Origin of the sequence: Asanoa sp. WMMD1127, assembly GCF_029626225.1 — a bacterium.
GTDB lineage: Bacteria > Actinomycetota > Actinomycetes > Mycobacteriales > Micromonosporaceae > Asanoa.
In genome coordinates this window covers 6,765,742-6,790,499 of the sequence record NZ_JARUBP010000001.1, presented here as the reverse complement: position 1 = coordinate 6,790,499, position 24,758 = coordinate 6,765,742, and the positions used below count along the sequence as shown (strand labels likewise).

Below are 24,758 nucleotides of genomic sequence, written 5' to 3'. Positions count from 1 at the left end.
ACCTGTCCGCGGGTCGGTCGGCGGGGTCGCGGCGAGGGCGTCGCCGCGACCCGCCGGCGCGTCAGGTGTCAGAACGCGCTCTTGACCGAGCCGCCGTCGACGCGGACCGTGGCGCCGCTGATGTAGTCCGCGTGGTGGCCGCACAGGTAGGCGACCGCTCCGGCGATCTCTTCGGCCCGGCCATACCGGTCGCGGTCGTTGGGCACGATCTCGCGGACCGAGTTGAGCTCGATCTCTTCCCACGTGTCGCCCCAGCCGCGTCCGGGTGAGAGCTTGACCAGGAAGTCCTGGACCGCGGGGACCAGGATCGCGCCGGGCGAGACCACGTTGGACGTGACGCCGGTGCCGGCGAGGTCGCGGGCCAGTGAGACCGCCAGGTTGTGCCGGGCGGCGAGCGAAGCGTTGTAATGCGGGTGACTGCCGAACGGTTGCGAGGCAAGTCCGCCACCGATGGTGACGACGCGGCCCCAGCCCCGCTCCCGCATCGCCGGCACGAGGCGTTGGATCATTCGTACACCCGAGATGACGTTGACCTCGTAGGTCTGGACCCAGATCTCGGGCGTCGCGTCGGCCCAGTTGAGGTGTTCGTACGCGCCGGCGTTGTTGACCAGGATGTCGACGAGGCCGCCGGCCAACGCCTCCTGCGCGACACGGTCGGCGCCGGCGTCGGTGGCCAGGTCGCCGACGGCGATCGACGCCGATCCGCCGTCCTTGATGATCGAGTCGGCGATCTTGCGTGCCCGTCCTGGGTCGCGGCCGTGGATGACGACCTCGGCGCCCTCCTTGGCCAGCAGGCGCGCCGTCGCCTCGCCGAGGCCTGACGTCGACCCGGTGACGAGCGCGCGGCGCCCCTTGACCTGCAGATCCATGACGAACTCCTTTCGATCTGCGGATGTCTACACACGTAGACTACATACGGTCAGTCTACGTGTGTAGACTTGTTGGCATGACGCAGCCCACTTCCCGAGCTCGAAACGCTGCCTCCACGCGTCAGGCGATCCTCGACGCGGCGGTGACGGCGTTCACCCGGCACGGGTACGACGGTGTCGGCGTGCGCGACATCGCGGCGGCGGCCGGGGTGACGGCGATGCTGGTCAATCGCTATTTCGGCTCGAAGGAAGGGCTCTTCGTCGAGGTTGTCGACGTGTCGTTCACCCCGCCGACGATGGTCCCGGCCGACCCCGCCGCTCCCGGCGACCTGGCGCTCGAGACGGCGCGGTCGCTGGTCGCGAGGACGGATCCGGCGGCCGATCATCTGAGTCCGTTCGAGCTGATGCTCAAGTCCGCCGCCAACCCCAGAGCCGCCGAGATCATCCGCGCGGGCATCGCGAAGCACGTGGGTGCCCGTCTCACCGCCGCGCTCGCCGGTCCGGACGCGTCGCAGCGGGCGGATCTCGGCCTGGCGCTGCTGGCGGGGACGTGGCTGATGCGCACCGTCATCGGTACACCGGCCCTGCGGGACGCCGACCCCGACGTGTTGACGGACCGGCTCGCGCGCGTGCTCGCCGCCATCGTCGAGGAGGAGGACCGATCGAATGGAACGTGAGAGCGCACGGGTGGCCCTGGGCCGGTCCGGGTTGTCGGTGACGCCGATCGGGCTGGGCCTGATGGGCATGTCGCAGTTCTACGGACCCGCGGACGACGACTCGTCTGTCGCCACCATCCGGGCCGCGATCGACCTCGGGGTGGAGCTTTTCGACACGTCGGATTTCTACGGCGCGAGCAGCGCGACCCTGGGCGCGCCAGTCGCCGGGTTCGGACACAACGAGCGCCTGCTCGGCCGAGCACTGGCCGGGCGGCGCGACCGGGTGGTGATCGCGACGAAGTTCTCGGCGCGGCCGACGCCGCAGGGCGGCAGCGTCTTCGACGGGCGTCCGGAGTACGTCAAGGCGGCCTGCGACGCGAGCCTCCGCCGCCTCGGCACGGACCGCATCGACCTCTACTACTACCACCGGTTGGACCCCGCTGTGCCGATCGAGGACACCGTCGGGGCCATGGGCGAACTCGTCGCGGCGGGCAAGGTCGGGGCCCTGGGTCTGAGCGAGGTCGACCCGGAGATCCTGGGGCGGGCGCACGCGGTGCATCCGATCGCCGCCCTGCAGAGCGAGTATTCGCTGTGGGAGCGCGGCGTGGAGGAGGCCGTGTTGCCGCACTGCCGTCGGCTTGGTATCACGCTGGTGCCCTACAGCCCGCTCGGTCGCGGAATGCTGACCGGCCGATTCGGCCGCGGGTCGACGTTCGACCAGGACGACTTCCGCTCGACCCTGCCCCGCTTTCAAGGCCAGGACTTCGCCACCAACCTGCGGCTGGTCGACCAGCTGCGGGCCTTCAGCGCTGCCCGCGGGCTCACGCCGGGACAGGCCGCGCTGGCCTGGTTGCTGGCGCAGCCGTATCCCGTCGTACCCATCCCTGGGGCCAAACGCACGACGCACGTCAGGGAGAACGTCGCGGCCGCCGACACGTCGCTTTGCGCCGCCGACGTCGCCTGCCTCGCCCGTGTCTTCGACCGCGAGGCGGTCAAAGGCGGCCGCTACGGGCCCCGCCACCAACGCCCGGATCTGACCGGGTAACCGCACCACCAACTGTGCACATAGGAGGCGACAGATATGAGTAGGACCTGGCTGGTCACCGGATGCTCCCGCGGTCTCGGCCGCAGCTTGGCCGAGGCCGTGCTGGCCCGGGGCGACAACCTGGTCGCCACCGCCCGCTACCCCCGGAACAGCTTGACGATCTCGTGACCGCGCACGGCGGGCGCGTCCGGGCCGTCGCCTTGGACGTGACCGACCCGGACGCGGCCCGGGCCGCGGTCCAGGCCGCGGTCGACGCCTTCGGCGGCCTGGACGTCGTGGTCAACAACGCCGGATACGCCGACGTCGCCTCGATCGAGGACATGCCCGACGACGACTTCCGTGCCCAGATCGACGCGAACTTCTTCGGAACCGTCAACGTCACCCGCGCCGCCCTGCCCGTGCTCCGCGCGCACGGCGGCGGACACATCGTGCAGATCTCGTCGGTGGGCGGACGTGTCGGCGGCCCGGGCCTGGGTGCCTACCAGGCGGCGAAGTGGGCCGTCACCGGCTTCTCCGAGGTCCTCGCCAAAGAGGTCGCTCCGCTGGGCATCAGAGTCACCGTCGCCGAACCCGGCGGCATGCGCACCGACTGGGCCGGATCGTCGATGCGAACGCTGCCCATCACCGAGCCCTATCAGGCCGTTATCGGAGCGACCGTGACCCGCCAGCGTGCGGCGTGCGGCCAACGGCAACCAGCCCGGTGACCCGGCCCGCATCGCCGATGTCATCATCGACGTCACCGAAGCAGCCGACCCGCCCGTGCGGCTGTTGCTCGGCTCCGACGCCGTCGCCGCCGCCCTGACGGCCGCCGAAACCCTCGCCGCCTCCGACGCCAAGTGGCGGACGGTCAGCGAGTCCGTCGCGTATGCGAATTGACGACGCGCCGAGGTGAACCGCACCGGCGACGGCGTAGGGCCACCGCACGGCCGGATGCTGTCCCCGAGGACCGCCCTTTCGGCACCGGGGCAGCGACCGGACACGCCGTGCCCTCTCATGGTGCGATGGCGATGCCCGCCGCGACCCAACTCCTCCGCGCGCTCCGCTCCCGCGGCCTCCACCGACAGATCTAGGTAAAAATGCAGCTATGGCACAGCTATGGCGACAGTGACTTACCAAGATCTGCAGAGGGGTGGGTGGGTGGGAGGGGTAGAGCGGGTGCGGCGCCAGCAGCGCTGATCTAGGGTGGGTCCGTGGGGGTCCGGACGTGGATCGAGGGGTGGCCGGTTTACCGGCAGCTCACCGGCACTGACCCGCTGGGACGCGGGCACGCCGCCCGTTCCGCGCGCACCGACGCGCTCGAGCCGCGCACCAAGAGCGCCGACTCGATGGCGCGGTCCGTCTGTCCCTATTGTGCCGTCGGCTGCGGCCAGCGCGTCTTCGTCGAGGACGGCAAGGTCACCCAGATCGAGGGCGACCCGGACAGCCCCGTCTCGCGCGGCCGCCTCTGCCCCAAGGGCTCCGCCTCCAAGAGCCTGGTCACCAGCGACCGCCGGATCAGGACGGTGCTCTACCGCAGGCCCTACGGCACCGACTGGGAAGAGCTCGACCTTCCCACCGCGATGGAGATGATCGCCGACCGGGTGGTCAAGGTCCGCGAGGAGACCTGGGAGGACAAGGACGACGAGGGCCGGCCGCTCAACCGCACCCTGGGCATCTCGAGCCTGGGCGGCGCCACGCTCGACAACGAAGAGAACTACCTGATCAAGAAGCTCTTCACGGCGATGGGCGCGATCCAGATCGAGAACCAGGCCCGTATTTGACACTCCTCCACCGTCCCCGGTCTGGGGACCAGCTTCGGCCGTGGCGGGGCCACCGGGTTCCAGCAGGACCTGGCCAACGCTGACTGCATCGTCATCCAAGGGTCCAACATGGCCGAGGCGCACCCGGTCGGGTTCCAGTGGGTGATGGAGGCGAAGAAGCGCGGCGCGACGGTCATCCACGTCGACCCCCGGTTCACCCGGACCAGCGCGGTCGCCGACGAGTACGTCGCGCTGCGGGTCGGCTCCGACATCGCGTTCCTGGGCGGGGTGATCAACTACATCCTGCGCAACGACCTGGACTTCCGGGACTACGTGCTCGCCTACACCAACGCGGCCACCATCGTCAGCGAGGACTTCCAGGACACCGAGGACCTGGGCGGCCTGTTCTCCGGCTACAACGAGGAGACGGGCACCTACGACCCGGTCAGCTGGCAATACCAGGGCCACGAGGAGCAGTCGCCCGACGAGGGTGACACGCACGCCGCCCGGGAGACCGGCGCCGGCCTCGAGCAGGAGTCGCACGGCCCGCCCATCCCGAGCGAGACCCAGCGCGACGAGACCCTCCAGCACCCGCGCTGTGTCTACCAGATCCTCAAGCGCCACTACGCCCGTTACACCCCGGAGCTGGTCGAGCAGGTCTGCGGCGTGAGCCAGGACCAGTTCGCCAAGGTCTGCGAGGCGTGGACCCGCAACTCCGGCCGCGAGCGCACCACCGCGCTGGTCTACTCCGTCGGCTGGACCCAGCACAGCGTCGGCGTCCAATACATCCGCACCGGCGCCATCATCCAGCTCCTGCTGGGCAACATGGGCCGCCCCGGCGGCGGCATCATGGCCCTGCGCGGCCACGCCAGCATCCAGGGCTCCACCGACATCCCGACGCTGTTCAACCTGCTCCCCGGCTACCTGCCGATGCCGCACTTCCAGCAGCACCAGACCTTCGACCAGTGGGTCGACGCGATAAGGCATCCAGGACAGAAGGGCTTCTGGGCCAACGCCAGGTCGTACGCGGTCAGCATGCTCAAGGCCTACTACGGCGCGCACGCGACGGCCGACAACGACTGGGGCTACGGCTACCTGCCCCGCCTGACCGGCGACCACGGCACCTACCAGCAGGTGCTCAACATGATCGACGGGAAGGTGAAGGGCTACTTCCTGCTCGGCCAGAACCCGGCGGTCGGCTCGGCCCACGGGCGGGCGCAGCGGCTCGGCATGGCCAACCTCGACTGGCTCGTCGTCCGCGACCTCTACATGATCGAGAGCGCGACGTTCTGGAAGGACTCGCCCGAGATCGCGACCGGCGAGATCGTGCCGGAGGAGTGCCGCACCGAGGTCTTCTTCCTCCCGGCGGCGTCCCATGTGGAGAAGGAGGGCACGTTCACCCAGACCCAGCGCATGCTGCAGTGGCGCGAGAAGGCCCTCGACCCGCCGCAGGACTGCCGCTCGGAACTCTGGTTCTTCTACCACCTGGGCCGCCTGGTCCGCGAACGCCTCGCCACGTCCACACTGGAGCGTGACCGGGCGGTCCAACACCTCGCCTGGCATTACCCGACCGCGGGCGCGCACGACGAGCCCAGCGCGGAGGCGGTCCTCAAGGAGATCAACGGCTACGAGACCGCCACCGGCACGCCGGTGAACAACTTCACCGCCCTCAAGGACGACGGCTCCACCGCCTGTGGCTGCTGGATCTACAGTGGAGTGTTCGCCGACGGCGTCAACCAGGCCGCCCGCCGCAAGCCCGGCAGCGAGCAGAGCTGGGTCGCGCCCGAGTGGGGCTGGGCCTGGCCATCGAACCGCCGCATCCTCTACAACCGCGCCTCCGCCGACCCACAGGGCCGCCCGTGGAGCGACAAGAAGGCCTACGTCTGGTGGGACGCCGACAAGGGCGAGTGGACGGGTCACGACGTGCCCGACTTCGAGAAGACCAAGGACCCGTCCTACCGGCCGCCCCACGACGCATCCGGCGTGGCCGCGATCGCGGGCGACGACGCGTTCATCATGCAGGGCGACGGCAAGGGTTGGCTCTACGCGCCGAGCGGCCTCATCGACGGTCCGCTGCCGACCCATTACGAGCCCGCCGAGTCGCCGCTGCGCAACCCGCTCTACGCGCAGCAGGCCAACCCGACCCGCAAGGTCTACGACCGCCCCGACAACCAGCTCAACCCCGCCCCGCCGGAGCCGCACAGCGAGGTCTTCCCCTACGTCTTCACCACCAGCCGGCTCACCGAGCACCACACCGCCGGCGGGATGAGCCGGCAGCTGGCCTATCTCTCCGAGCTCCAGCCGGCGATGTTCGTCGAGGTCTCGCCGGACCTGGCCGAGGAGCGTGGGCTCGAGCACCTGGGCTGGGCCCACGTCGTCACCGGCCGGGCCGCCGTCGAGGCGCGGGTCATGGTGACCGCCCGGCTGCGCCCGCTGCGGCTCGACGGGCGCGTCATCCACCAGATCTGGCTGCCGTACCACTGGGGCGGTTCGGGTCTGGTCACCGGTGACTCGGCCAACGACCTGTTCGGCATCACCCTCGACCCCAACGTGCTGATCCAGGAGAGCAAGGTCGGCACCTGCGACATCCGCCCCGGCCGGCGCCCGACCGGGCCGGCGCTGCTCGACTACGTCGCCGACTACCTGCGTCGGGCGGGGCTGGACGCCTCGCACTACGCGCCACTGGAAACGCCCGGAGCGGGGGAGTGATGGCCGGACCCAACAGCTTCTACGGCCCGATCGACCCGGCGCCCGACGCGGGCTACGTCGACGCGCCGCCGCGGATGGGCTTCTTCACCGACACCAGCGTCTGCATCGGCTGCAAGGCCTGCGAGGTGGCCTGCAAGGAGTGGAACGCCGTACCCGACGACGGCTTCGACCTGCTCGGCATGTCCTACGACAACACGGGCCAGCTGTCGGCCAACACCTGGCGGCACGTGGCGTTCGTCGAGCAGGCTCCGAAGAGCGAAGCGTCGATGGACGTGCTGCGCGAGGCGGAGCGGACGGCGTCGACACAGTTCCTCGGCATGCCGTCGACCACGCTGCCGGGCGCCGACGGCCGGGAGGACCGCGACCTGCGCTGGCTGATGATGTCGAACGTCTGCAAGCACTGCACGCACGCCGCCTGCCTCGACGTGTGCCCGACCGGTTCGTTGTTCCGCACCGAGTTCGGGACCGTTGTGGTGCAGGAGGACATCTGCAACGGCTGTGGCTACTGCGTCTCGGCGTGCCCCTACGGCGTGATCGACCGGCGCGAGGGCGACGGCCGGGCCTGGAAGTGCACGCTCTGCTACGACCGCATCGGCGAGGGCATGACCCCGGCCTGCGCCCAGGCCTGCCCGACCGAGTCGATCCAGTACGGCGAGCTGGACGAGCTGCGCGACCGGGCCGCCAAGCGGGTCGAGGTGCTGCACCAGCGGGGCGTCGGCGAGGCCCGCCTCTACGGCCACGACCCGGCCGACGGCGTCGGCGGCGACGGCGCCTTCTTCCTGCTCCTCGACGAGCCCGAGGTCTACGGCCTGCCGCCCGATCCGGTGGTCACCACGCGCGACCTGCCGAGCATGTGGAAGCATGCGGGCGTGGCAGCGTTGAGCATGGCGGCCGCGGCCGTCGTCGCGTTCCTGGGTCGCCGACCGTGACCAGGGCCGACCACGCCGCGCACACCAGCGGCAAGAAGGTCCGCGGCGAGCGGGTCATGGTGCCGCCCGCCGACTTCCAGTCCTACTACGGCCGGCCCGTGGTCAAGCCGCCCGTCTGGACCCACGACATTTCCGCCTACCTCTTCACCGGCGGCCTGGCCGCCGGCGCTGCCCTGGTCGCCGCCGGCGCCGACCTCACCGGGCGGCCCGCGCTGCGCGCCACCGGCCGGGTCACCGCCCTGGCCGCCGTGGGGGCCAGCGGCTACCTCCTCGTGAAGGACCTCGGGCGGCCGGCGCGCTTCCTCAACATGCTCCGCGTCGCCAAGCCGACCTCGCCGATGTCGATGGGCACCTGGATCCTCAGCGCGTTCGGCGCGGCCGCGGGGGTGGCGGCGGTCGCCGAGGCCGCGCCCTGGATGCCCCGCGACGGCGTGGTCGGGCTGGCCGCCCGCGCCCTGCCGGCCGCGGGCCGGGTCGGCGGGCTGGCCGCCGCGGCCACCGCGCCCGCCCTGGCCACCTACACCGCCGTGCTGCTCGCCGACACCGCGACACCGTCCTGGCACGAGGCGTACCCGCGGCTGCCCTTCGTCTTCGCCGGCAGCGCGCTGGCCAGCGGCGGCGCCGCCGGGCTGATCGGCGCGCCGGTCCACGAGGCCGGCCCGGCCCGGACCCTCGCGGTCGCCGGCGCCGCCCTCGAGCTGACCGCCACGCACGGCGTCGAGCACCGGATGGGTCTGCTCAGCGAGCCCTACCGCACCGGCAAGGCCGGCCGTTACCTGCGCGCGGCCCGGCTGCTGACCGCGACCGGCGCCGTCGGGGCCTTGCTCGGCGCGCGCAGCCGGGTCGCCTCGGCCCTGGCCGGCGTGGCGCTGCTGGCCGGCTCGGCGGCCACCCGGTTCGGCGTTTTCGAGGCCGGCAAGGCGTCGGCGGTCGACCCGAAATACACGGTGGTGCCCCAGCGCGAACGCCTCGCGGCCCGCGGAGACGCGCCAGCCTGATGGGTCACGACCACCAGCCCGCGCCGCGGGCGCCCCGCCGTCTGCGGATCATCCTCGCCGCGATCCTCGTGCCCGCGTTCCTGGTCACCGGGATCGCCACCGCCCTGCTCTGGCCGGGCGACGTGCCCAAGGCCGACGAGGCCGATCCCGTCCCGCGCTTCCACGCCACCGTCACCAAGGTCGTCAGCGAGGCCTGCCCGCCGACGCCCGAGGGGACGACCGACCCGGGACCCTGCGGCGTCGCGACGGTGCGGCTCGACTCCGGCGCCGACCAGGGCCAGACGCGGGAGACCGACCTGCCGTCCGGCCCCGGTTCGCCGCGGATCGAGCCCGGCGACGCGGTGATCGTCACCCCGCTCACCGACGCCGAGGACCCGACCGCGACCGTCTACACGATCGCCGACCACCAGCGCGGATCGCCGCTGCTCTGGCTGGTGGTCGCGTTCGCCGCCGCGATCGTCGCGTTCGGCCGCTGGCGCGGGCTGGCTGCTCTCGCCGGGCTCGCGGTCAGCTTCGCCGTGCTGCTCGGCTTCGTGCTGCCCGCCATCCTCGGCGGCGGCCCGCCGCTGCTGATCGCGGTCACCGGCGCCGCGTTGATCATGTTCGTCGTCCTCTACCTGACCCACGGCATCAGCGCGCAGACCTCCGTCGCGGTGCTCGGCACCCTGGCCAGCCTCGTGCTCGCCGGTGGCATCGGCACGCTGGCGATCGCGCTGACCCACCTGACGGGGTACGGCGACGAGAACGCGATCACCCTCTCCCTGCTGCACGGCGACGTGGACCTGCACGGCCTGCTGCTGGCCGGCATCATCATCGGTTCCCTCGGCGTGCTCGACGACGTCACGGTCACCCAGGCGGCCACGGTCGGCGAGCTGGCCCGGGCCAACCCGTCGCTCAGCCGGCGCGAGCTCTACCGGGGCGGGACCCGGGTGGGCCGGGCCCACATCGCCTCGACGGTCAACACCATCGTCCTGGCGTACGCCGGCGCGTCCCTGCCTGTCCTCCTGCTCGTGGTGGCCGGCGGGCGCGGGGTCGGCGAGGTGCTGACCGCCGAGTTCATCGCCCAGGAGATCGTCCGCAGCGTCGTCGGCACGCTCGGCCTGATCGCCGCCGTGCCGATCACCACGGCCCTGGCCGCGTTCGTGGCGACCGCGGCCCACCGGCCGGCCCGCGCCCCGCGTGCGCCCAAGCCGCGCACCGACCGCTCCGAGGTGCTCGCCGCATTGGCGGCCGACGACAAGGACGCCTGACCGGTACGCTTCCGCGCCATGGGGAGCGCGCCGCGGAGCCGGGCGGGGGTCGGCGCGTCCATCGTGGTCGGTGCCGCCGGTGTGGCGGCCGCGGCGGCCGAGCTGTCCGGCAACGAGCAGCCGCACCCGTTGACCGTGACCCTGTGGATCACCGTCGCGGTGCTGGCGACCGCCAACGGGGTGATGGAGTACCGCAACCATCGACTGGTCGAGCCCGCCCCCTCGCCGCGGCGGCCGCCGGTCGCGCAGCTGCCCGCCGACATCGCCGACTTCACCGGTCGCGACGAGGTGCTGGCCGGCGCCGCGGAGTTCTTCGCCGCGACCGGCCCGGCCACCCCGGTCTGGGCGCTGTGGGGCAAGGGCGGCGTCGGCAAGACCACGGCCGCGGTGCGGGTCGCCCACCGCCTGGTCGCCCGCTACCCCGACGGCCAGCTCTACGTCGACCTGCGCGGCGCCGAGGCCGAGCCGCGCCACCCCCGGCTGGTGCTCGCCGAGTTCCTGCGCGCGCTCGGCGTCGAGGGCAGCGTGGTGCCGGACAGCCTGGCGGATCGCGCGGCCCTTCTACGCTCACAGGTGCAGGGTCGCCGGCTGCTGGTGTTCCTCGACAACGCGGCCGACGAGACGCAGGTGCGCCCGCTGCTGCCGGGCGCCGAGACGTGTGGGGTGATCATCACGAGCCGCAAGCCGTTGAGCGCGCTGAGCGGGGCGCAGCACGTCGCCCTCCCGGAGCTGGACCGGGCGCAGGCGCTGTCCCTGCTCGCCCAGGTCGTCGGCCAGCGCCGGGTCGACGCCGAGCGGGCCGCCGCGATCGAGCTGGTCGACCTGTGCGGCCGGCTGCCGCTGGCGGTGCGGATCGTCGCCGGCCGGTTGGTCGCCAAGCCGCACTGGACGCTGGCCGAGGTGGTCGACCGGATGCGCGACGAGCGGCACCTGCTGGTCGAGCTGCGCCTCGGCGACCTCGACGTCGACGCGACGCTGCGGCTCTCGTACGCCGGGCTCGCCCCGACCGACCAGGCCGCGTTCCGGCTGCTCGGACTGCTGCCGGCGCGCGAGTTCGGCGTCTGGCACGTCGCGGCGCTGCGCGACGACGCCGCCGGCACGTCGGCCGACCTGGTCGAGCGGATGGTCGACGCGCAGCTGGTCGACGCGCGCGGGCGCGACGCGCTGGGGCGCCCGCGCTATCGGCTGCACGACCTGGTGCACGCGTTCGCCGTCAACCTGGCCGCTGAGCTGCCCGCCGAGGAGCGCGCCGCGGCGGTCGCCCGGCTGGCCGGCGCCCACCTCGAGCTGGCCGTCGCGGCGAAGGGCCGGTTCGAGCACGGCGAGGTGCAGATCCGCGGCGAGGCGCCGCGCTGGGGCGGCGCCGACTTCGCGGCGGCAGAGGTGACCGACCCCGTCGCCTGGTACGCCGCCGAGCAGCCGTCACTGGTCGCGATGGTCGAAGCGGCGTACGCGGAGAGCCTGTGGTCGTCGACCTGGGAGCTCGCGCACACGCTGCAGGGCTTCCTGGAGCTGCGGGCCCACTGGGACGACTGGCGGGCCGTCGACGACCGGGCCCTGGTCGCCGCCCGGGCGGCCCGCTCCACGCTCGGCGAGGCGGCGATCCTCTTCGACCTGGCCGCCCTGCACCGCGACCGCGGCGACGCGGCCGGCGCGCTGCGGCACTACCGGCGGTCGCTGGACCTCTACCGCGCGGCGCGGTCCCGGCACGGCGAGGGCAGCGCGCTGCTCGGCCTCGGCATGGTCTATCGCAACGAGGCGCGCTGGCACCAGGCCGAGCGCCGACTGGTCCGGGCCGCCGACCTGCTGACCGCGGCGGGCGACCGCCGCCTGGCCGCGCAGGCGGCCCGCTCGCTCGGCATCGTGCTGTGCGAGCAGGGCCGGGTGGCGGAGGCACTGGACCGGCTGGCCCACGCCGGCGACGCCTTCCGCGAGCTGGGCGACCTGCGCGCCGAGGCCTACACCTGGCGCAACCTCGGCGACGTGCACCGCGGGAGCGGCGATCTGGCCGCGGCCGCCGACGCGTACGGCCGCAGTCTGGCGCTGACCGAGCGGATCGGCGACCGCCGCGGCCAGGCCCGCGCGCTGCAGGGTCTGGCCCGCTGCGCGCTGGCCCGCGGCGACCGGGCGGCGGCGGTCGACCGGCTGACCCGCGCGGCGGCGGTGGTGGACGGTCTCGGCGACGCTGTGCTCGAAGCGTCCCTGCGCGACGACCTGCGCGCCACGTGACGGCCCTGGTGCTCGCCCTCGTGGCCGGCGCCTGCGCGGCCGTCGTGAGCTGGATGGTCAACGCGTTGCGCCACCCGAGATGGCTGACCACGCGGCGGGCGGTGGTGGCCATCGGGGCCGTGACGGCCGTCGCGGCCGTTGTCGCGGTCACCCAGACGACCTCCGACCCCAACGCGCGCCGGGAAGCGGAGGAGCGACTCGTCGGAAGCCTGGATCCCGGGACGCGCTACGACCGGATCAGGCAGCAGCTGGGCGGCGCCGAGCCCGACCGGACGGTCGAGACCAGGGCGGGGTTCGTCGCGCAGTTCGCCCGCGAGTGGGAATAGTTGCACGTGTTCGTCGACCGCCGCGGCGACACCGACGCGATCGCGGTCATCGCGCGCGACGCGCGGTTCCGGCCGGGGCCGCTAGCTCGCTGGCCCGCCGCGATCGGGAAGACGATCGCCGAGTTCGAGGCGGAGACGGACGCCTCGGTGTCGGGTCTGATCGGTTTCTGCGGCGCGCGTCGGTCCGCCTACATGGAGATCGACGCCGTCAGCAGCGCCGCGGTCGAGTTCCGCTCGATCGCCTTCGGGAACCTGAGCACCGGCCCGATCGACTGCGCCACTGTGGACAGTTCGATGCTCTGCCAGCCCGAGTCGTGGAGCGACGAGAGCTTCGATGTCGCGGGCTGCCTGCACTCGACCGGTTGGAACGACGAGGCGGGCCGCAAGCTCCGCCGCGAGACCACCATCTGGGCCGTCGTGGTGACCGCCCCCGACCATCCGGTCACCACCGAGATGTTCCGCCTCCCCGAGGACTTCTGAGAGGTCACGGGCCGACGGCGACCACCGCCCGGTGGTGGCGCGGGTGGTCGATCTCGTCGACGACGGCGCGGGCGAGGTCGGCGTACGGGAAGAGGGTCTGCCGCGTCGGCAGCACCGTCGTGGCGCCCGTGGTGTAGTGGCCCGTGCCGTCCGTCGTGTCGTCCAGCAGGGTCGGCGGTGGCACGAGCAGCACCCAGTCGAGGTCGGCCCCGCGCAGCACGTCGATCTGCGCCGCGTGGCCGAGCGAGAAGGCGCGGTGCTCGGCCGGGAAGTCGGGCGTGTCGTGGATCGGCACGCCGGGCGCCACCTCCAGCGTGGTCCCGATGCCGATCGCGACCAGGCGTGGCACGTCGGCGGCGATCAGGGCGTGGGCGGCGGCGGGGAAGAAGCCGGCGTCGAAACCGGCGGCCGCGTTGACCGCCGCGTCGTGCCCCTTGGCGAGGGTGGCGACGCGGGCGGGGTCGGTGACGTCGCCGGCGGTCGCGTCGAGGTCGGGGTGGCGGGCCGGGTCGCGGACCACGGCGGTGACGGCGTGGCGCCGGCGGCGGGCCTCGGCGACGATGCGCCGACCGGCCCGGCCGCCGGCGCCGAAGACGATGATGTGCGGCATGCGGCGGACGGTAGCCCCCGGTGGGCCGGTTACCGCAACGAAACTGGCTACGGTGGGTGGCGTGACGCGACCACTCGACCCGGACCTGTTCGCCGCCTGCGCCGACACCCGGCCGCTCATCCGCATCGGCGACAAGTGGACGACGAAGCTGGTCGTCTGCCTCCGCGACGGTCCGCGCCGGTTCGGCGAGCTGCTGCGGCCGCTGCGCGGCATCACCCCCAAGGTCCTGACCGAGTCGCTGCGGGCGATGGAACGCGACGGGTTGATCACCCGCACGGCGTACGCGGAGAATCCGCCCCGGGTCGAATACGCGCTGACGCCGCTCGGCCGCACCCTCCTCGAGCCGCTCGCCGCCATCTGCGCCTGGAGCGCGGCCCACCAGCCGGCGCTGAACGAGGCCCGCGCCGCGGTCAGCTGAGGTGCGCGTGGGCCAGGGCGGAGATGCCCATCGGGCGCAGGGCGTCGTGTCGGTCCCATGTGGATGGTGGCACGGCGGCGCGGGCCTCGGGTTGGGCCAGCGTCGTCCAGCCGGTCGTCGTCAGGAGGCCGGCGACGGCAGCCGGGACGAAGCTGGAACGCCAGGGTTCGCCGTCCGCTGCCGCGACCGCGCTGACCTGTCGCGCGTAGTCGTCGCCGGCCGCGTCGCGCAGCTCCGGCGGGAGCAGGTGGTCGAAGATCAGCTCCGACCCGGGGGCGAGGGCCGCCGCCAGGGCGGCGGTCGTGCGGGCCACCTCGTCGGGGGACAGGTACATCACCACGCCGAGCCAGGCGACGAAGGTCGGCCTCGTCGGGTCGAGGGTTTCGAGCGCCTCGGTCAGGGAGGCGCCGGCCAGGTCGACCGGGACGAAGGTGACACCGTCGGTGGGCACCTGCGCCGCGGTCAGCGCAGCCCGCTTGGCCGCCGACGTCGTCGGGTGGTCGAGCTCGAAGACCGGCGTGCCGGCCAGGTCCAGCCGGTACGGGGAGGTGTCCAGGCCGGCGCCGAGGAGGACGTACTGGCTCGGTCCACGGTGGACGAACGTACGCAGGGCGCGCTCGGTGTAGGCGCTGCGGAGCACGGTCTGCGCCCGGGCGCCGGCCAGGATCGGGTGGTCCCCGTGCTGGCGGTGATAGGCGAGCAGCTCGTCGGCCCGGTCGCCGAGCAGGGGCTCGGCCAGGTGGTCGTCGAGGATGCGCGGCTGGCCGTCGACGAGCCGGTGGGCGGCCCGGGCGGCGGCGGCGAGGAAGGCGGTCTGGCTGGGAACGGAGGTCTGCACGCTCCGAGGCTAACCACCAACCCGGACATCATAGCATAAAACGGAATCTATTTCAAGGCCCGTCCGGGTCGGTCGGGGTCAGCAGGGCGGCCACCTCGGGGTGCTGGAAGAAGCGCGCCCAGTCGCCGGGCGTACCGCCGAACTGGGCGTCGCGGATCGTCGGGTCGGCCCCGCGGGCGAGCAGGTCGCGGGCCAGCGCGACGTCGCCGGCCTGCGCGGCCGCGTGCAGCGCGGTCTGCCACGGGTCGTCGCGCGGGACGTCGGTGCGGCCCATCGCGTCGACCGGCCAGCCGGCGTCGAGCAGGATCCCGACCGCGCCGGGGCGGCCGTGGGAAGCGGCCCACACCGTCAGGCCGGGCCGCTGCGCCCGGAGCGACTCGATCTCGTCGGGATGCTCGGCGCGGAGCGCGTCCCAGGTCGCCCGGTCGGCGGTCAGCGCGGCCGCTGTCAACGCGTCCGGCGGGGTCAGGGTCGGCGCCGGGACGCCGAGGGCGGCCACCATTTCCGGATAGCCGGAGGTGAGGGCCAGCGCCGCCGGGGTCGGCCCCGACGGGAACGGCGTCTCGACGTCGACCCCGTGGGCGGCGAGCAGGCGCGCGCGATCGGTCATGCCGTGCGTGATCGCCCAGCGCAGCTGGTCGCGGAGCAGCGCGGCGCCGGCCTCGCCGCGGCCCAGTCCGTAGGCGAAGAGCAGCTCGAGATGGCTGTCGTCCGGCGTGAACTGGCGGTTGTAGAGCGTCTGGCCGTCGTTGGGGTCGGCGCCCGCGTCGAGCAGCACCCGGGCCAGCGCGATCGCGTGCGGGTGTGGCGGCTGACCGCGCTCGCCACCGCCGAACGCGCCGGTCAGGGCCGTGAACGGCGGGTCGAGGCCCTGCCAGTGGAACCGGGCGTCGGGGTCGGCGCCGGACTCCAGCAGCAGGCGCGCCGTCGCGAGCACGGCGGCCTCGTCGAGGGACCGGTCGTGGCGGGCATAGCAGAGGTAGAGCAGCGGCGGCCAGTCGTGGGGGCCGCCCGCGCGGTTGACCGCCTCGGGATCGTCGGCCAGCTGCCGGGCCAATGAGTCCACATCGGACGCCGCCGCCGCGACGTGTGGGTCGGTGCGGGCGATGACCGGATGTTCCGCCAGCAGCTGGGCGGCCGCCGCGGCTCGCCTGGGTGCCTCGTCGTCGTCCTCGGCGTACGAGAGGCAGGCCAGTTCGAGATAGGCAACCACGGGCGCCCGCACACCACCACCGTAGTCGGTCTAGGGTCGGCAGCGTGACCAGCACAGCCCCTGAGTTGGTGACCGGTGCGGAGATCGCCCGGGTCGCCGACCTGATCAAGCCGTACGTCCGCGCGACCCCGGTGCTTCTTGCCGACCGGGCCGACTTCGGTCTGGCGCCCGGGCCGCTCGCCTTCAAGCTCGAGTTCCTGCAGCATTCGGGGTCGTTCAAGGCCCGCGGGGCGTTCGCCAACCTGCTGTTGCGCCCGGTGCCGGCGGCCGGGGTCGTGGCGGCGTCGGGCGGCAACCACGGCGCGGCGGCGGCCTACGCGGCGCGGGCCATGGGCGTGCCGGCGCACGTGTTCGTGCCGACCGTGTCGTCACCGGCCAAGATCCAACGGATCCGGGGGTACGGGGCCTCGCTCGTCGTCGTCGGGGACAGCTACAACGACGCGCTGGCGGCCAGCGAGGCGTTCCGGGCGACGTCGGGCGCGCTGCGCCTGCACGCGTTCGACGAGATCGAGACGATGCTGGGCACGGGGTCGATCGCGGTCGAGGTGGCCCGCCAGGTTCCCGGGCCGACGACCCTGCTGGCGGCGGTCGGTGGCGGTGGGCTGCTGGGCGGCCTGGTGGCCGGGCACCCCGGTCCGGTGATCGGCGTCGAGCCGACGGGGGCGCCGACGGTGCGGCGGGCGCTGGACGCCGGCTCGCCCGTGGACGCCGCCGTCGGCAGCGTGGCGATCGACTCGCTGGCGCCGTTGCGGGTGGGCGTCAACACGTACCCGGTGATCGCCGCGGGTGTGCACGACGTGCTGCTGGTCTCGGACGACGAGATCCGCGCGGCCCAGCGGGCGCTGTGGGAGACGCTGCGGGTGGTGGTCGAGCCCGGCGGCGCGACGGCGTTCGCCTCGCTGCTCAGCGGCCGTTACGCGCCGGCGCCGGACGAGGTCCCGGTGTTCGTGCTGAGCGGCGCCAACACCACGGCGGTCGATTTCAGCTCTTCGCCGTGAACCTTCGGCCGCCCGCGCGGTACTCATCGTCGTGAGCAGCCAACCGACATCCGGTTCAGCGGACCTCCAGCGTCACGCCGTCCGTTCTGGCCGGGACCAGCTCGCCGACCACCGGATAGCCCGGCAGCTCGCCGGCCACCAGCAGGCCGCCCGAGGTCTGGGCGTCGGCGAGCAGGAGGAGCTCGTCCTCGGCGGCGGCGCCGGGGTCGAGGTGCGGGCGGACCCAGTCGAGGTTGCGCTTGCTGCCGCCGCTGACATAGCCGGCGGCCAGCGCGTCCCGGGCGCCGTCCAGATAGGGCACGGCCGCCGCCGACAGGCGGGCGGTGACGCCGCTGGCGCGGGCCAGCTTGTGCAGGTGGCCTAGCAGGCCGAAGCCGGTCACGTCGGTCGCGCAGACGGCGCCGGCCTTGAGCGCCGCCTCCGAGGCGGCCCGGTTGAGCGTGGTCATCGCCGCCACCGCTTCCGGAAAGACTTCCCCGGTCTGCTTGTGCCGGCTGTTGAGCACCCCGATGCCGAGCGGCTTGGTCAGCGTCAGCGGCACACCTTCGCTGCCGGCGTCGTTGCGCAGAAGCTTGGCCGGGTCGGCGATGCCGGTCACCGCCATGCCATATTTCGGCTCCGGGTCGTCGACGCTGTGCCCACCGGCGACGTGGCAGCCGGCCTCGCGGGCCACGTCCAGACCGCCGGCCAGCGCCCGCGCGGCCAGCTCCATCGGCAGCACGTCCCGCGGCCAGCCGAGCAGGTTGACCGCGACCACCGGCGTGCCGCCCATCGCATAGACGTCGGAGAGGGCGTTGGCGGCCGCGACCCGACCCCAGTCATAGGGGTCGTCGAGCACGGGCGTGAAGAAGTCGGCCGTGGCGACCACCGCGGTCTCACCGGCGATCCGCACCACCGCCGCGTCGTCACCGTCGTCGAGCCCGACCAGCAGCTCGCCCGGCCCGACCGGGGGAGTGGCACCGACCAGGCCCGCGACGACGCTCTCGAGCTCACCGGGCGGGATCTTGCAGGCACAGCCACCGCCGTGCGCGTACTGGGTCAGCCGGTAGGTCATGCCGACAATCCTGCCTCGCGGTGGCAGAGTTGCGGGGTGCACGTCGTCGCCACGGCGGGTCACGTCGACCACGGCAAGTCGACGCTGGTCCGCGCGCTCACCGGCATGGAGCCCGACCGTTGGGCCGAGGAGCGGCGCCGCGGCATGACCATCGACCTCGGCTACGCGTGGACCGACCTGCCGTCGGGCGCCACGCTCGCGTTCGTCGACGTGCCCGGCCACGAGCGCTTCGTGCCCAACATGCTGGCCGGCGTCGGCCCGGTCCCGGCCGCCATGCTGGTCGTGGGCGCCGACGAGGGCTGGATGCCCCAGTCCGCCGAACACCTGGCGGCCCTCGACGCGCTCGGCGTCACCCACGGCCTGCTGGTGGTCACCCGCGCCGACCTCGCCGACCCGGGCCCGGCCACCCGGCGGGCGCTCGACGAGATCGCGGCGACCTCCCTGGGCGCCGTCGAGGCGGTCGCCGTCAGCGGCGCGACCGGCGCGGGCCTCGCCGACCTGCGGTCGGCGCTCGACCGGCTGGTCGCCGGCCTGCCGCCGGCCGACCCGGCCGCACCGGTCCGGCTGTGGGTCGACCGGGCGTTCACGATCCAGGGCAGCGGCACGGTGGTCACCGGCACGCTCGGCGCGGGCACGCTGCGGGCGGGTGACGAGCTCGCGCTCGGCGACCGCCGCGTGCGGGTCAAGGGGTTGCAGTCACTCGGCCGCCCGGCCGCCTCCGTCGAGGCGGTGGCCCGGGTCGCGGTCAACCTGCGCCACGTGCCCAAAGACGCGGTGGGCCGCGGCGACGCGCTGCTGACACCGGGCGCGTTCCGCCTGACGGAGCTGGTCGACGTGCGGGTCCACGGCGACCCCACGAGCGACCTGCCGGCGACGCTGGTGCTCCACGTGGGGTCGGCCGCGGTCGCGGTGGGTGTGCGCCCGCTCGGCAAGGACACAGCGCGGCTACGCCTGCGGACGCCGCTGCCGCTGCGCATCGGCGACCGCGCACTGCTCCGCGACCCGGGCCGCCACCACGTAGCGGGCGGCGTCACCGTGCTGGACCCGCTACCACCGCCACTCCGCCGCCGCGGCGCCGCGGCGGCCCGGGCGACCGAACTGACCACCATGGACGGCCACCCGGACGCCGCCGACGAACTACGCCGCCGCGGCCTGATGACCGGCGCCCAACTGCGCATGCTGGGCGCGGCACCTCCCGCGGGCGGCGAGCGAGGCGTGGGCGGTGCGGCGCCATCCGCGGGCCGTGCGGTCGGCGAGCGGGGTATGGCTGGTGCGGCGCCTTCCGGCGGCGGCACGACGGGCGAGCGGGGTGCTGCTACCTCTCGCGGTGGCACGGGTGGCGATCCGGGCATGCCGGGTGCCGCCTCCGCCGGTGCGCAGCCGGTTGCTGGTGACTGGTTCGCGGACCCGGCCCTCTGGGCTCGGCTCCGCGAAGGGCTCGTGGAAGCGGTCGACCGCCACGCGGCGGCCCATCCGCTCGAGCCGGGCATGCCGGTCGAAGCGCTGCGCCGCGCGCTGGGGTTGCCCGATCGCGCGCTGGTCGAGGCGCTAGTCACCCCGCCGTTGATCGCTCGCGACGGCCGGGTGAGCCGGCCCGGGGGCCCGCAGGTGCCGGCGGCCATCCAGCAGGCGCTGGATCACCTCGACGGGGACCTACGCGAGCGGCCGTTCCACGCACCTGACGCCGACCGGCTGCGCACGCTCGGTCTCGGCCCCCGCGAGCTGGCCGCCGCCGTCCGGGCCGGCGCCCTGGTCAAGATCGCCGACGGCATCGTGCTGCCGCCCGCTTCGGTCGATCGAGCGGTCGAGGTGCTGCGGCAGATCCCGCAGCCGTTCACCCTCAGCCAGGCCCGGCAGGCCCTCGACACCACGCGGCGGGTGGCCGTACCGCTGCTGGAACTACTAGACCGCCGCGGCGCGACGACCCGCGAACCCGACGATCGCCGCCGAGTCGGTTGAGGGCCCGCACCCCTCGCCAATCAGGAGCGCGGCCCGCCGGACCGGCAGGCTCATCACACTCGCTCCAGTGCGGTTCGCGTTCCTCAGCCCGCCGGACCGGCAGGCATCAAGCCTTCGTCTCGTGCGGTTCGCGTTCATCTGCCCGCCGGACCGGCGGGTTGATCAGGACCGCGCCCTGATCCAGTCGCCCGCCTCGCGCATCGCGGCGTCGGCCTCCGGGAAGGCGCCGCACCAGATCGGGTAGGTGTGTTGCATTCCCGCCGCGATCCGCAGCGTCGCGTCGCCGCCGGCCGCGCCGACGCCACCCGCCACGGCCAGGGCGTCGGACAGCAGGACCTCCTCGCTGCCGACAAGCACCAGCACGGGCGGGAAGCCCGCGAAGTCGGCGAAGGCAGGGGAGACGAGGGGGTCGCGGGGGTCGTGGTCGCCGCCGTACCAGCCGGCCATCTCCAGCAGGCTCGCCCGCGTGCACTCGATGTCGCGGTCCACGTGACTGTCCATGGTGCTTCCCGAGCAGGTCAGGTCCGCCCAGGGCGAGAGGCACACCACTCCGGTGGGCGGTGGGAGACCGGCGGACGGCGCCGCGAGGGCCAGCGCGAGCGCGAGGCCGCCGCCCGAGGAGTCGCCGGCCACGAACGCCGGCGGATCGAGCCGGGCATAGGCGGTCAGCACGTCCTCCAAAGCGGCCGGATGGGGATGTTCCGGCGCCAGCCGGTAGCCCGATAGGAACACCTCCGCGTCCGCGGCGACCGCGAGATGCCCGGCGGTGCGGCGCCGGGAGGCGGGCGACCCGAGGACATAGCCGCCGCCGAACAAGTACAGGACCCGTGATCGGGGTGAGGCCGCCGTCACGCGCAGGCCGTCGCCCGCGGGCCAGGGCGTCTCCCGCACCCCGGCGGCGACCGACGTGGCGTCCTCAGCATGCTCGCCGGCCGCCCGGCGGGCGGCGACCGGCAGGTCGACCTGACGATCAGCGGCGCGCATCGCCGCCCAGAAGGCGAGGGCCTGCGGGGATACCGGCACGGTCCCATCGTCGGTCGGCCGACGCGCCGCTCGCAGCCGAACCGGCAACGCCGGTCTCCGCGGCCGTCTGCCTCCGAAGCCGACGGGTCAACGCGGCCTCGTGTGCCGAACCCGCAACCTCCGCCTCCCGGCCAGCCGCCTTCCGGGCCCGTCCGCCTCCCGGCCAGCCGCCTTCCGGGCCAGCCGCCTTCCGGGCCGCCTGCCTTGCGGGCCGCCTGCCTTGCGGGCCGCCTGCCTTCCGGGCCGCGTGCCTTCTGGGGCGCCCGCGTTCCGGGCCGGCCGCCTTCCGGCCGTCCGCCGGCCGGGTGGCCGGCGGACTCTGCCGGGGGTGGAGACGGGTCAGAAGACCACGAGCGGATCGCCGAAGAAGTCGGCGATGAAGTTGATGAAGAAGAAGCCGAAGAAGAGGACGTTGATGCCCAGCAGCACGTAGTGCCAGGGCCGGGGTCGGGCGGCCCTGGGTAGCCGGGCGTTGAGGTACATGAGCATGAACGGGTAGATGAGCGCGCCCAGGTTCGACATGTTGGCCGACCACTGCACCAGGTTGACCGGCACCGCCAGGTGCAGGACCACCCCGATGATGACCAGGAGCAGCAGCATGAACGGGTAGTAGAACCGGCGCGGGTCGCCCTCCAGCAGGCGGCGCAGGCGCGGGCTCGTCGCGTGCGCCGCGTCGGTCGTCACCCGGACCATGCCCTCGAAGATGCCGAGCTGCGTGCTGAACAGCACCAGCACGCCGAGGACCAGCGCGAGATAGAACATCCACCGGCCGTACTCGGCGTCCAGGGCCGACGCCACGAACGTCGGGACGGTCGACGCCGTGGGCCTCTCGCCGGAGATGTTCACCGCGTGCGCCATCAGGATGGTCGGCAGCAGCATGCCGAGCATCGCGCCGATGAAGAAGACGCCCCACATGTCCGTGAGCAGCAGCCGGTACCAGCGCTTCCAGCGGGCAGTGTTGGCCGCGTCGTCAGGGAACGTGACGCCGCTGGCCAGCATCTCCTTGCGGTCACCGCGCAGGCCGGAGATGTAGCCCGTGCGGAAACCCATTCCGTAGCCCTTGTCGCGGTAGTGTCCCATCACGTACCAGTTGAGGCCGGAGGCCAGCGCCGTGAAGCCGGCCAGGCCGCCGAGTTGCGTCGCGGTGATGCCCTCGGGCGGGGCGGCCGGCGTGAAGAAGCCGCGGATGCCCTCCCACCAGAGGTCGAACGGCACGACGAACAGGTCGATCAGCAGCAGACCGAGGAGGATCGAGCTGACCATGACCCAGTTGGCCAGCTCCAGCGCGCGGCTGATCCGCTTGGCCGCCACCGTGATGAGGAAGACGAGCAGCAGCAGGGCGATGGCCCAGATCCGTGGCTCCTCGGCCCCCGCGGGCGGCACGGCGCCGTGCACCAGCGCGTAGACGCCCTGGCCGGCCGAGGCCGCCCAACCGCCGGCGATGAACGCGAAGATGACGACGAACACGGACAGCGGCACCCAGAGCTTGAACCCGGGCGGTACGCGGCCCCAGCCGACCACCGGCGCCTCGCCGGTCGCCAGCACGTAGCGCGAGCACTCGACGTTGTAGAAGGTCTGCAGCACGGCCGAGACGAGGATGACCCAGCCGACACCGACGAAGCCGAACTGGCCGACCGCCTGCGGCCCGAGCAGCCACTCGCCGCTGCCGATCGAGATGCCGAGCGCGATCAGGCTGGGCCCTACCGCGTACTGGAACAGCTCCTTGGGCCCGATCTTGCGGACCCCGAACACCTCCTCGGGCTCGGGCAGGTCGGCGACGGCGAGCGGTGGCCGGCTGACGCCGAGCTGGGTGGATCCGGGTGAATCGGAACGGACGTCGAACGTTTGATCCATGGCGCCTCCTCGCGTGGAAGAGCCCCCGGGCAGAGATCCATAGTCGTGCATGGAAGGTGGTCATGGCAACAGGCGCGATCACCGGCGTGCGGGCGTAAGGTCAGTGGGGATGGACGGGCACGAGTTGGTCGAGCGGCTCCGCCGGGTGGTCGGCGAGCGTTGGCTGCTGCGCGACGAGCACGATCTGCGGACCTACGAGTCCGACGGGCTCCTCCAGTACCGCCAGGTGCCGCGCCTGGCCGTGCTGCCCGGCACCGGCGACGAGGTCCGCGAGTGCGTCGCCGCCTGCGCCGGGGCCGGCGTTCCCTGGGTCGCCCGCGGCGCCGGCTCCGGCCTCTCCGGTGGCGCCCTGCCGATCAAGGACGGCGTGCTGATCGTGCTGTCCCGGCTCAACCGCATCCTCGAGATCGACCTCGACAACGGCCGGGTCTGCGTCGAGCCGGGCGTCACCAACGCGGCCGTCTCCGCCGCCGTCGCGCCGGACTTCTTCTACCCGCCCGACCCGTCCAGCCAGATCGTCTGCACGATCGGCGGCAACGTCGCGGAGAACTCGGGCGGCGCGCACTGCTTCAAATACGGCTTCACCACCAACTACGTGACCGGGCTCGAGGTGGTGCTGCCCGACGGCGAGCTGGTGACGATCGGGGGCAAGGAGCTGGACACCCCGGGGTACGACCTGCTCGGCGCGTTCGTCGGCTCCGAGGGCACGCTCGGGGTCGCCACGAAGATCTGGCTGCGCGTGGTGCCCGTGCCGGAGGCCACCCGTACCCTCGTCGCGTTCTTCGACTCCACCCGACAGGCCGGCGAGGCGGTCTCGGAGATCGTGCAGGCGGGCATCGTGCCCGGCGCGATCGAGATGATGGACGCGACCACGATCCGGGCGACCGAGGAGATGGCGCACGCCGGCTACCCGGTCGGTCGCGGCGCCGCCCTGCTCGTCGAGCTCGACGGGGCCGAGGCCGAGTGCGAGGCCCAGTTCGCCCAGGTGACCGCGATCTGCGCCGAGCAGGGTTCGGACGACGTGCGGGTCAGCCGCGACGAGGCGGAGCGCGCGCTGTTCTGGAAGACCCGCAAGGCGGCGTTCCCGGCGATGGGCCGGATCTCGCCCAACTACTTCGTGCAGGACGGCGTCGTGCCCCGCACCACGCTGCCCGACGTGCTGGTCCGCATCGACGAGCTCGCCGCGGAATACGGGCTGGTCGTGGCCAACGTCTTCCACGCCGGCGACGGCAACCTGCACCCGCTGGTCTGCTTCGACGCCGCCGTCGAGGGCCAGGCCGCCCGGGCCGAGGAGCTGGCCGGCCGAATCCTCGACGTCTGCCTCGAAGCGGGCGGCTCGATCACCGGCGAGCACGGCGTCGGCGTCGACAAGCGCAAGCACATGGCCAAGATGTTCGCCGAGGACGACCTCGCGGCGTTCCAGCGCCTGCGCTGCGCGTTCGACCCCGACGGGCGGGCCAACCCGGGCAAGGTGATGCCGACGCCCCGACTCTGCGGCGAGGTCCCTGGGGTCTACCGGCAGCACCCGCTGGAAGCCGCTGGAATCGCGGAGCGATTCTGA

At 73.3% G+C, this 24,758-nt stretch carries 23 protein-coding genes; 16 read left to right on the top strand and 7 right to left on the bottom strand.

Annotation, left to right across the window (positions count from 1 at the left end):
• Nucleotides 1-68: 68 nt before the first annotated feature.
• Nucleotides 69-869 (bottom strand): SDR family oxidoreductase, encoded by an 801-nt coding sequence (locus O7635_RS32420; RefSeq protein WP_278084298.1) that lies wholly within the window; start codon nucleotides 867-869, stop codon nucleotides 69-71.
• A 77-nt stretch (nucleotides 870-946) separates the two neighbouring features.
• On the opposite strand from O7635_RS32420, the gene O7635_RS32415 reads away from it, so the two are divergent.
• From O7635_RS32415 to O7635_RS32360, 12 genes are all read left to right on the top strand, one after another.
• Nucleotides 947-1,546 (top strand): TetR/AcrR family transcriptional regulator, encoded by a 600-nt coding sequence (locus O7635_RS32415; protein WP_278084297.1) that lies wholly within the window; start codon nucleotides 947-949, stop codon nucleotides 1,544-1,546.
• Nucleotides 1,536-2,570 carry an aldo/keto reductase gene (locus O7635_RS32410; RefSeq protein ID WP_278084296.1) on the top strand — a complete coding sequence of 345 codons (1,035 nt, stop codon included), beginning with the start codon at nucleotides 1,536-1,538 and terminating at the stop codon, nucleotides 2,568-2,570. Before O7635_RS32415 ends, O7635_RS32410 begins: the two co-directional genes overlap by 11 nt.
• A gap of 36 nt (nucleotides 2,571-2,606) precedes the next feature.
• Nucleotides 2,607-2,738 (top strand): hypothetical protein, encoded by a 132-nt coding sequence (locus O7635_RS32405; RefSeq protein ID WP_278084295.1) that lies wholly within the window; start codon nucleotides 2,607-2,609, stop codon nucleotides 2,736-2,738.
• Nucleotides 2,735-3,274 carry an SDR family NAD(P)-dependent oxidoreductase gene (locus O7635_RS32400; protein ID WP_278084294.1) on the top strand — a complete coding sequence of 180 codons (540 nt, stop codon included), beginning with the start codon at nucleotides 2,735-2,737 and terminating at the stop codon, nucleotides 3,272-3,274. The genes O7635_RS32405 and O7635_RS32400 overlap by 4 nt, the downstream gene beginning before the upstream one ends.
• Nucleotides 3,240-3,446: a hypothetical protein gene (locus tag O7635_RS32395; RefSeq protein WP_278084293.1), complete on the top strand. Its 207-nt coding sequence runs from the start codon at nucleotides 3,240-3,242 to the stop codon at nucleotides 3,444-3,446. The genes O7635_RS32400 and O7635_RS32395 overlap by 35 nt, the downstream gene beginning before the upstream one ends.
• 314 nt (nucleotides 3,447-3,760) lie before the next feature.
• The gene (gene fdh / locus O7635_RS32390; RefSeq protein WP_278084292.1) at nucleotides 3,761-7,018 is read left to right on the top strand and encodes a formate dehydrogenase; all 3,258 of its coding nucleotides are present in this window, start codon (nucleotides 3,761-3,763) and stop codon (nucleotides 7,016-7,018) included.
• Nucleotides 7,018-7,947 carry a 4Fe-4S dicluster domain-containing protein gene (locus O7635_RS32385; RefSeq protein ID WP_278084291.1) on the top strand — a complete coding sequence of 310 codons (930 nt, stop codon included), beginning with the start codon at nucleotides 7,018-7,020 and terminating at the stop codon, nucleotides 7,945-7,947. The genes fdh and O7635_RS32385 overlap by 1 nt, the downstream gene beginning before the upstream one ends.
• A 56-nt stretch (nucleotides 7,948-8,003) precedes the next feature.
• Nucleotides 8,004-8,945, top strand: coding sequence for an NrfD/PsrC family molybdoenzyme membrane anchor subunit (nrfD, locus tag O7635_RS32380; protein WP_278085625.1), 942 nt, complete (start codon nucleotides 8,004-8,006; stop codon nucleotides 8,943-8,945).
• Nucleotides 8,945-10,195: a YibE/F family protein gene (locus O7635_RS32375; protein WP_278084290.1), complete on the top strand. Its 1,251-nt coding sequence runs from the start codon at nucleotides 8,945-8,947 to the stop codon at nucleotides 10,193-10,195. The genes nrfD and O7635_RS32375 overlap by 1 nt, the downstream gene beginning before the upstream one ends.
• Before the next feature lie 18 nt (nucleotides 10,196-10,213).
• Nucleotides 10,214-12,424, top strand: coding sequence for a tetratricopeptide repeat protein (locus O7635_RS32370; RefSeq protein ID WP_278084289.1), 2,211 nt, complete (start codon nucleotides 10,214-10,216; stop codon nucleotides 12,422-12,424).
• Nucleotides 12,421-12,750, top strand: coding sequence for a hypothetical protein (locus tag O7635_RS32365; RefSeq protein WP_278084288.1), 330 nt, complete (start codon nucleotides 12,421-12,423; stop codon nucleotides 12,748-12,750). The genes O7635_RS32370 and O7635_RS32365 overlap by 4 nt, the downstream gene beginning before the upstream one ends.
• A 6-nt stretch (nucleotides 12,751-12,756) precedes the next feature.
• Nucleotides 12,757-13,230 carry a hypothetical protein gene (locus O7635_RS32360; RefSeq protein ID WP_278084287.1) on the top strand — a complete coding sequence of 158 codons (474 nt, stop codon included), beginning with the start codon at nucleotides 12,757-12,759 and terminating at the stop codon, nucleotides 13,228-13,230.
• Nucleotides 13,231-13,234: 4 nt separating this feature from the next.
• On the opposite strand, the gene O7635_RS32355 is transcribed toward O7635_RS32360, so the two are convergent.
• Entirely contained in the window at nucleotides 13,235-13,840 is a 606-nt protein-coding gene (locus O7635_RS32355; RefSeq protein WP_278084286.1) for an NAD(P)H-binding protein, read from the bottom strand.
• Between the two features lie 61 nt (nucleotides 13,841-13,901).
• Here O7635_RS32355 and O7635_RS32350 point away from each other — a divergent pair, with 61 nt between their 5' ends.
• On the top strand, nucleotides 13,902-14,258 hold the full coding sequence (locus O7635_RS32350) for a helix-turn-helix domain-containing protein (RefSeq protein WP_278084285.1): 357 nt from the start codon (nucleotides 13,902-13,904) through the stop codon (nucleotides 14,256-14,258).
• Here the strand turns inward: O7635_RS32350 and O7635_RS32345 are convergent.
• Nucleotides 14,251-15,096 carry an SAM-dependent methyltransferase gene (locus tag O7635_RS32345; protein WP_278084284.1) on the bottom strand — a complete coding sequence of 282 codons (846 nt, stop codon included), beginning with the start codon at nucleotides 15,094-15,096 and terminating at the stop codon, nucleotides 14,251-14,253. The genes O7635_RS32350 and O7635_RS32345 overlap by 8 nt on opposite strands.
• Before the next feature lie 52 nt (nucleotides 15,097-15,148).
• Nucleotides 15,149-16,321, bottom strand: coding sequence for an ankyrin repeat domain-containing protein (locus tag O7635_RS32340; protein ID WP_278084283.1), 1,173 nt, complete (start codon nucleotides 16,319-16,321; stop codon nucleotides 15,149-15,151).
• 32 nt (nucleotides 16,322-16,353) lie between these two features.
• On the opposite strand from O7635_RS32340, the gene O7635_RS32335 reads away from it, so the two are divergent.
• A complete protein-coding gene (locus tag O7635_RS32335) occupies nucleotides 16,354-17,307 on the top strand; it encodes a serine/threonine dehydratase (protein ID WP_278084282.1) in 954 nt (317 codons plus the stop codon).
• 55 nt (nucleotides 17,308-17,362) lie between these two features.
• Here the strand turns inward: O7635_RS32335 and selD are convergent, their stop codons facing one another.
• Nucleotides 17,363-18,361, bottom strand: a complete 999-nt coding sequence (selD, locus tag O7635_RS32330) for a selenide, water dikinase SelD (protein WP_278084281.1) — start codon at nucleotides 18,359-18,361, stop codon at nucleotides 17,363-17,365.
• A 36-nt stretch (nucleotides 18,362-18,397) separates the two neighbouring features.
• On the opposite strand from selD, the gene selB reads away from it, so the two are divergent.
• On the top strand, nucleotides 18,398-20,320 hold the full coding sequence (gene selB / locus O7635_RS32325; protein WP_278084280.1) for a selenocysteine-specific translation elongation factor: 1,923 nt from the start codon (nucleotides 18,398-18,400) through the stop codon (nucleotides 20,318-20,320).
• Nucleotides 20,321-20,482: 162 nt separating this feature from the next.
• On the opposite strand, the gene O7635_RS32320 is transcribed toward selB, so the two are convergent.
• Nucleotides 20,483-21,343: an alpha/beta hydrolase fold domain-containing protein gene (locus tag O7635_RS32320; RefSeq protein WP_278084279.1), complete on the bottom strand. Its 861-nt coding sequence runs from the start codon at nucleotides 21,341-21,343 to the stop codon at nucleotides 20,483-20,485.
• Between the two features lie 339 nt (nucleotides 21,344-21,682).
• Nucleotides 21,683-23,197, bottom strand: a complete 1,515-nt coding sequence (locus O7635_RS32315; protein WP_278084278.1) for an Nramp family divalent metal transporter — start codon at nucleotides 23,195-23,197, stop codon at nucleotides 21,683-21,685.
• Nucleotides 23,198-23,306: 109 nt separating this feature from the next.
• Here O7635_RS32315 and O7635_RS32310 point away from each other — a divergent pair, with 109 nt between their 5' ends.
• On the top strand, nucleotides 23,307-24,758 hold the full coding sequence (locus tag O7635_RS32310) for an FAD-linked oxidase C-terminal domain-containing protein (protein ID WP_278084277.1): 1,452 nt from the start codon (nucleotides 23,307-23,309) through the stop codon (nucleotides 24,756-24,758).

What these genes read in the sequence shown, in the direction of transcription:
- O7635_RS32315 (WP_278084278.1), bottom strand. Translation starts at nt 23,197, where the DNA reads ATGGATCAAACGTTCGACGTCCGTTCCGATTCACCCGGATCCACCCAG.
- O7635_RS32410 (WP_278084296.1), top strand. Translation starts at nt 1,536, where the DNA reads ATGGAACGTGAGAGCGCACGGGTGGCCCTGGGCCGGTCCGGGTTGTCG.
- O7635_RS32415 (WP_278084297.1), top strand. Translation starts at nt 947, where the DNA reads ATGACGCAGCCCACTTCCCGAGCTCGAAACGCTGCCTCCACGCGTCAG.
- O7635_RS32420 (WP_278084298.1), bottom strand. Translation starts at nt 869, where the DNA reads ATGGATCTGCAGGTCAAGGGGCGCCGCGCGCTCGTCACCGGGTCGACG.
- O7635_RS32310 (WP_278084277.1), top strand. Translation starts at nt 23,307, where the DNA reads ATGGACGGGCACGAGTTGGTCGAGCGGCTCCGCCGGGTGGTCGGCGAG.
- O7635_RS32375 (WP_278084290.1), top strand. Translation starts at nt 8,945, where the DNA reads ATGGGTCACGACCACCAGCCCGCGCCGCGGGCGCCCCGCCGTCTGCGG.
- O7635_RS32405 (WP_278084295.1), top strand. Translation starts at nt 2,607, where the DNA reads ATGAGTAGGACCTGGCTGGTCACCGGATGCTCCCGCGGTCTCGGCCGC.
- selD (WP_278084281.1), bottom strand. Translation starts at nt 18,361, where the DNA reads ATGACCTACCGGCTGACCCAGTACGCGCACGGCGGTGGCTGTGCCTGC.
- nrfD (WP_278085625.1), top strand. Translation starts at nt 8,004, where the DNA reads ATGGTGCCGCCCGCCGACTTCCAGTCCTACTACGGCCGGCCCGTGGTC.
- O7635_RS32355 (WP_278084286.1), bottom strand. Translation starts at nt 13,840, where the DNA reads ATGCCGCACATCATCGTCTTCGGCGCCGGCGGCCGGGCCGGTCGGCGC.
- O7635_RS32385 (WP_278084291.1), top strand. Translation starts at nt 7,018, where the DNA reads ATGGCCGGACCCAACAGCTTCTACGGCCCGATCGACCCGGCGCCCGAC.
- O7635_RS32370 (WP_278084289.1), top strand. Translation starts at nt 10,214, where the DNA reads ATGGGGAGCGCGCCGCGGAGCCGGGCGGGGGTCGGCGCGTCCATCGTG.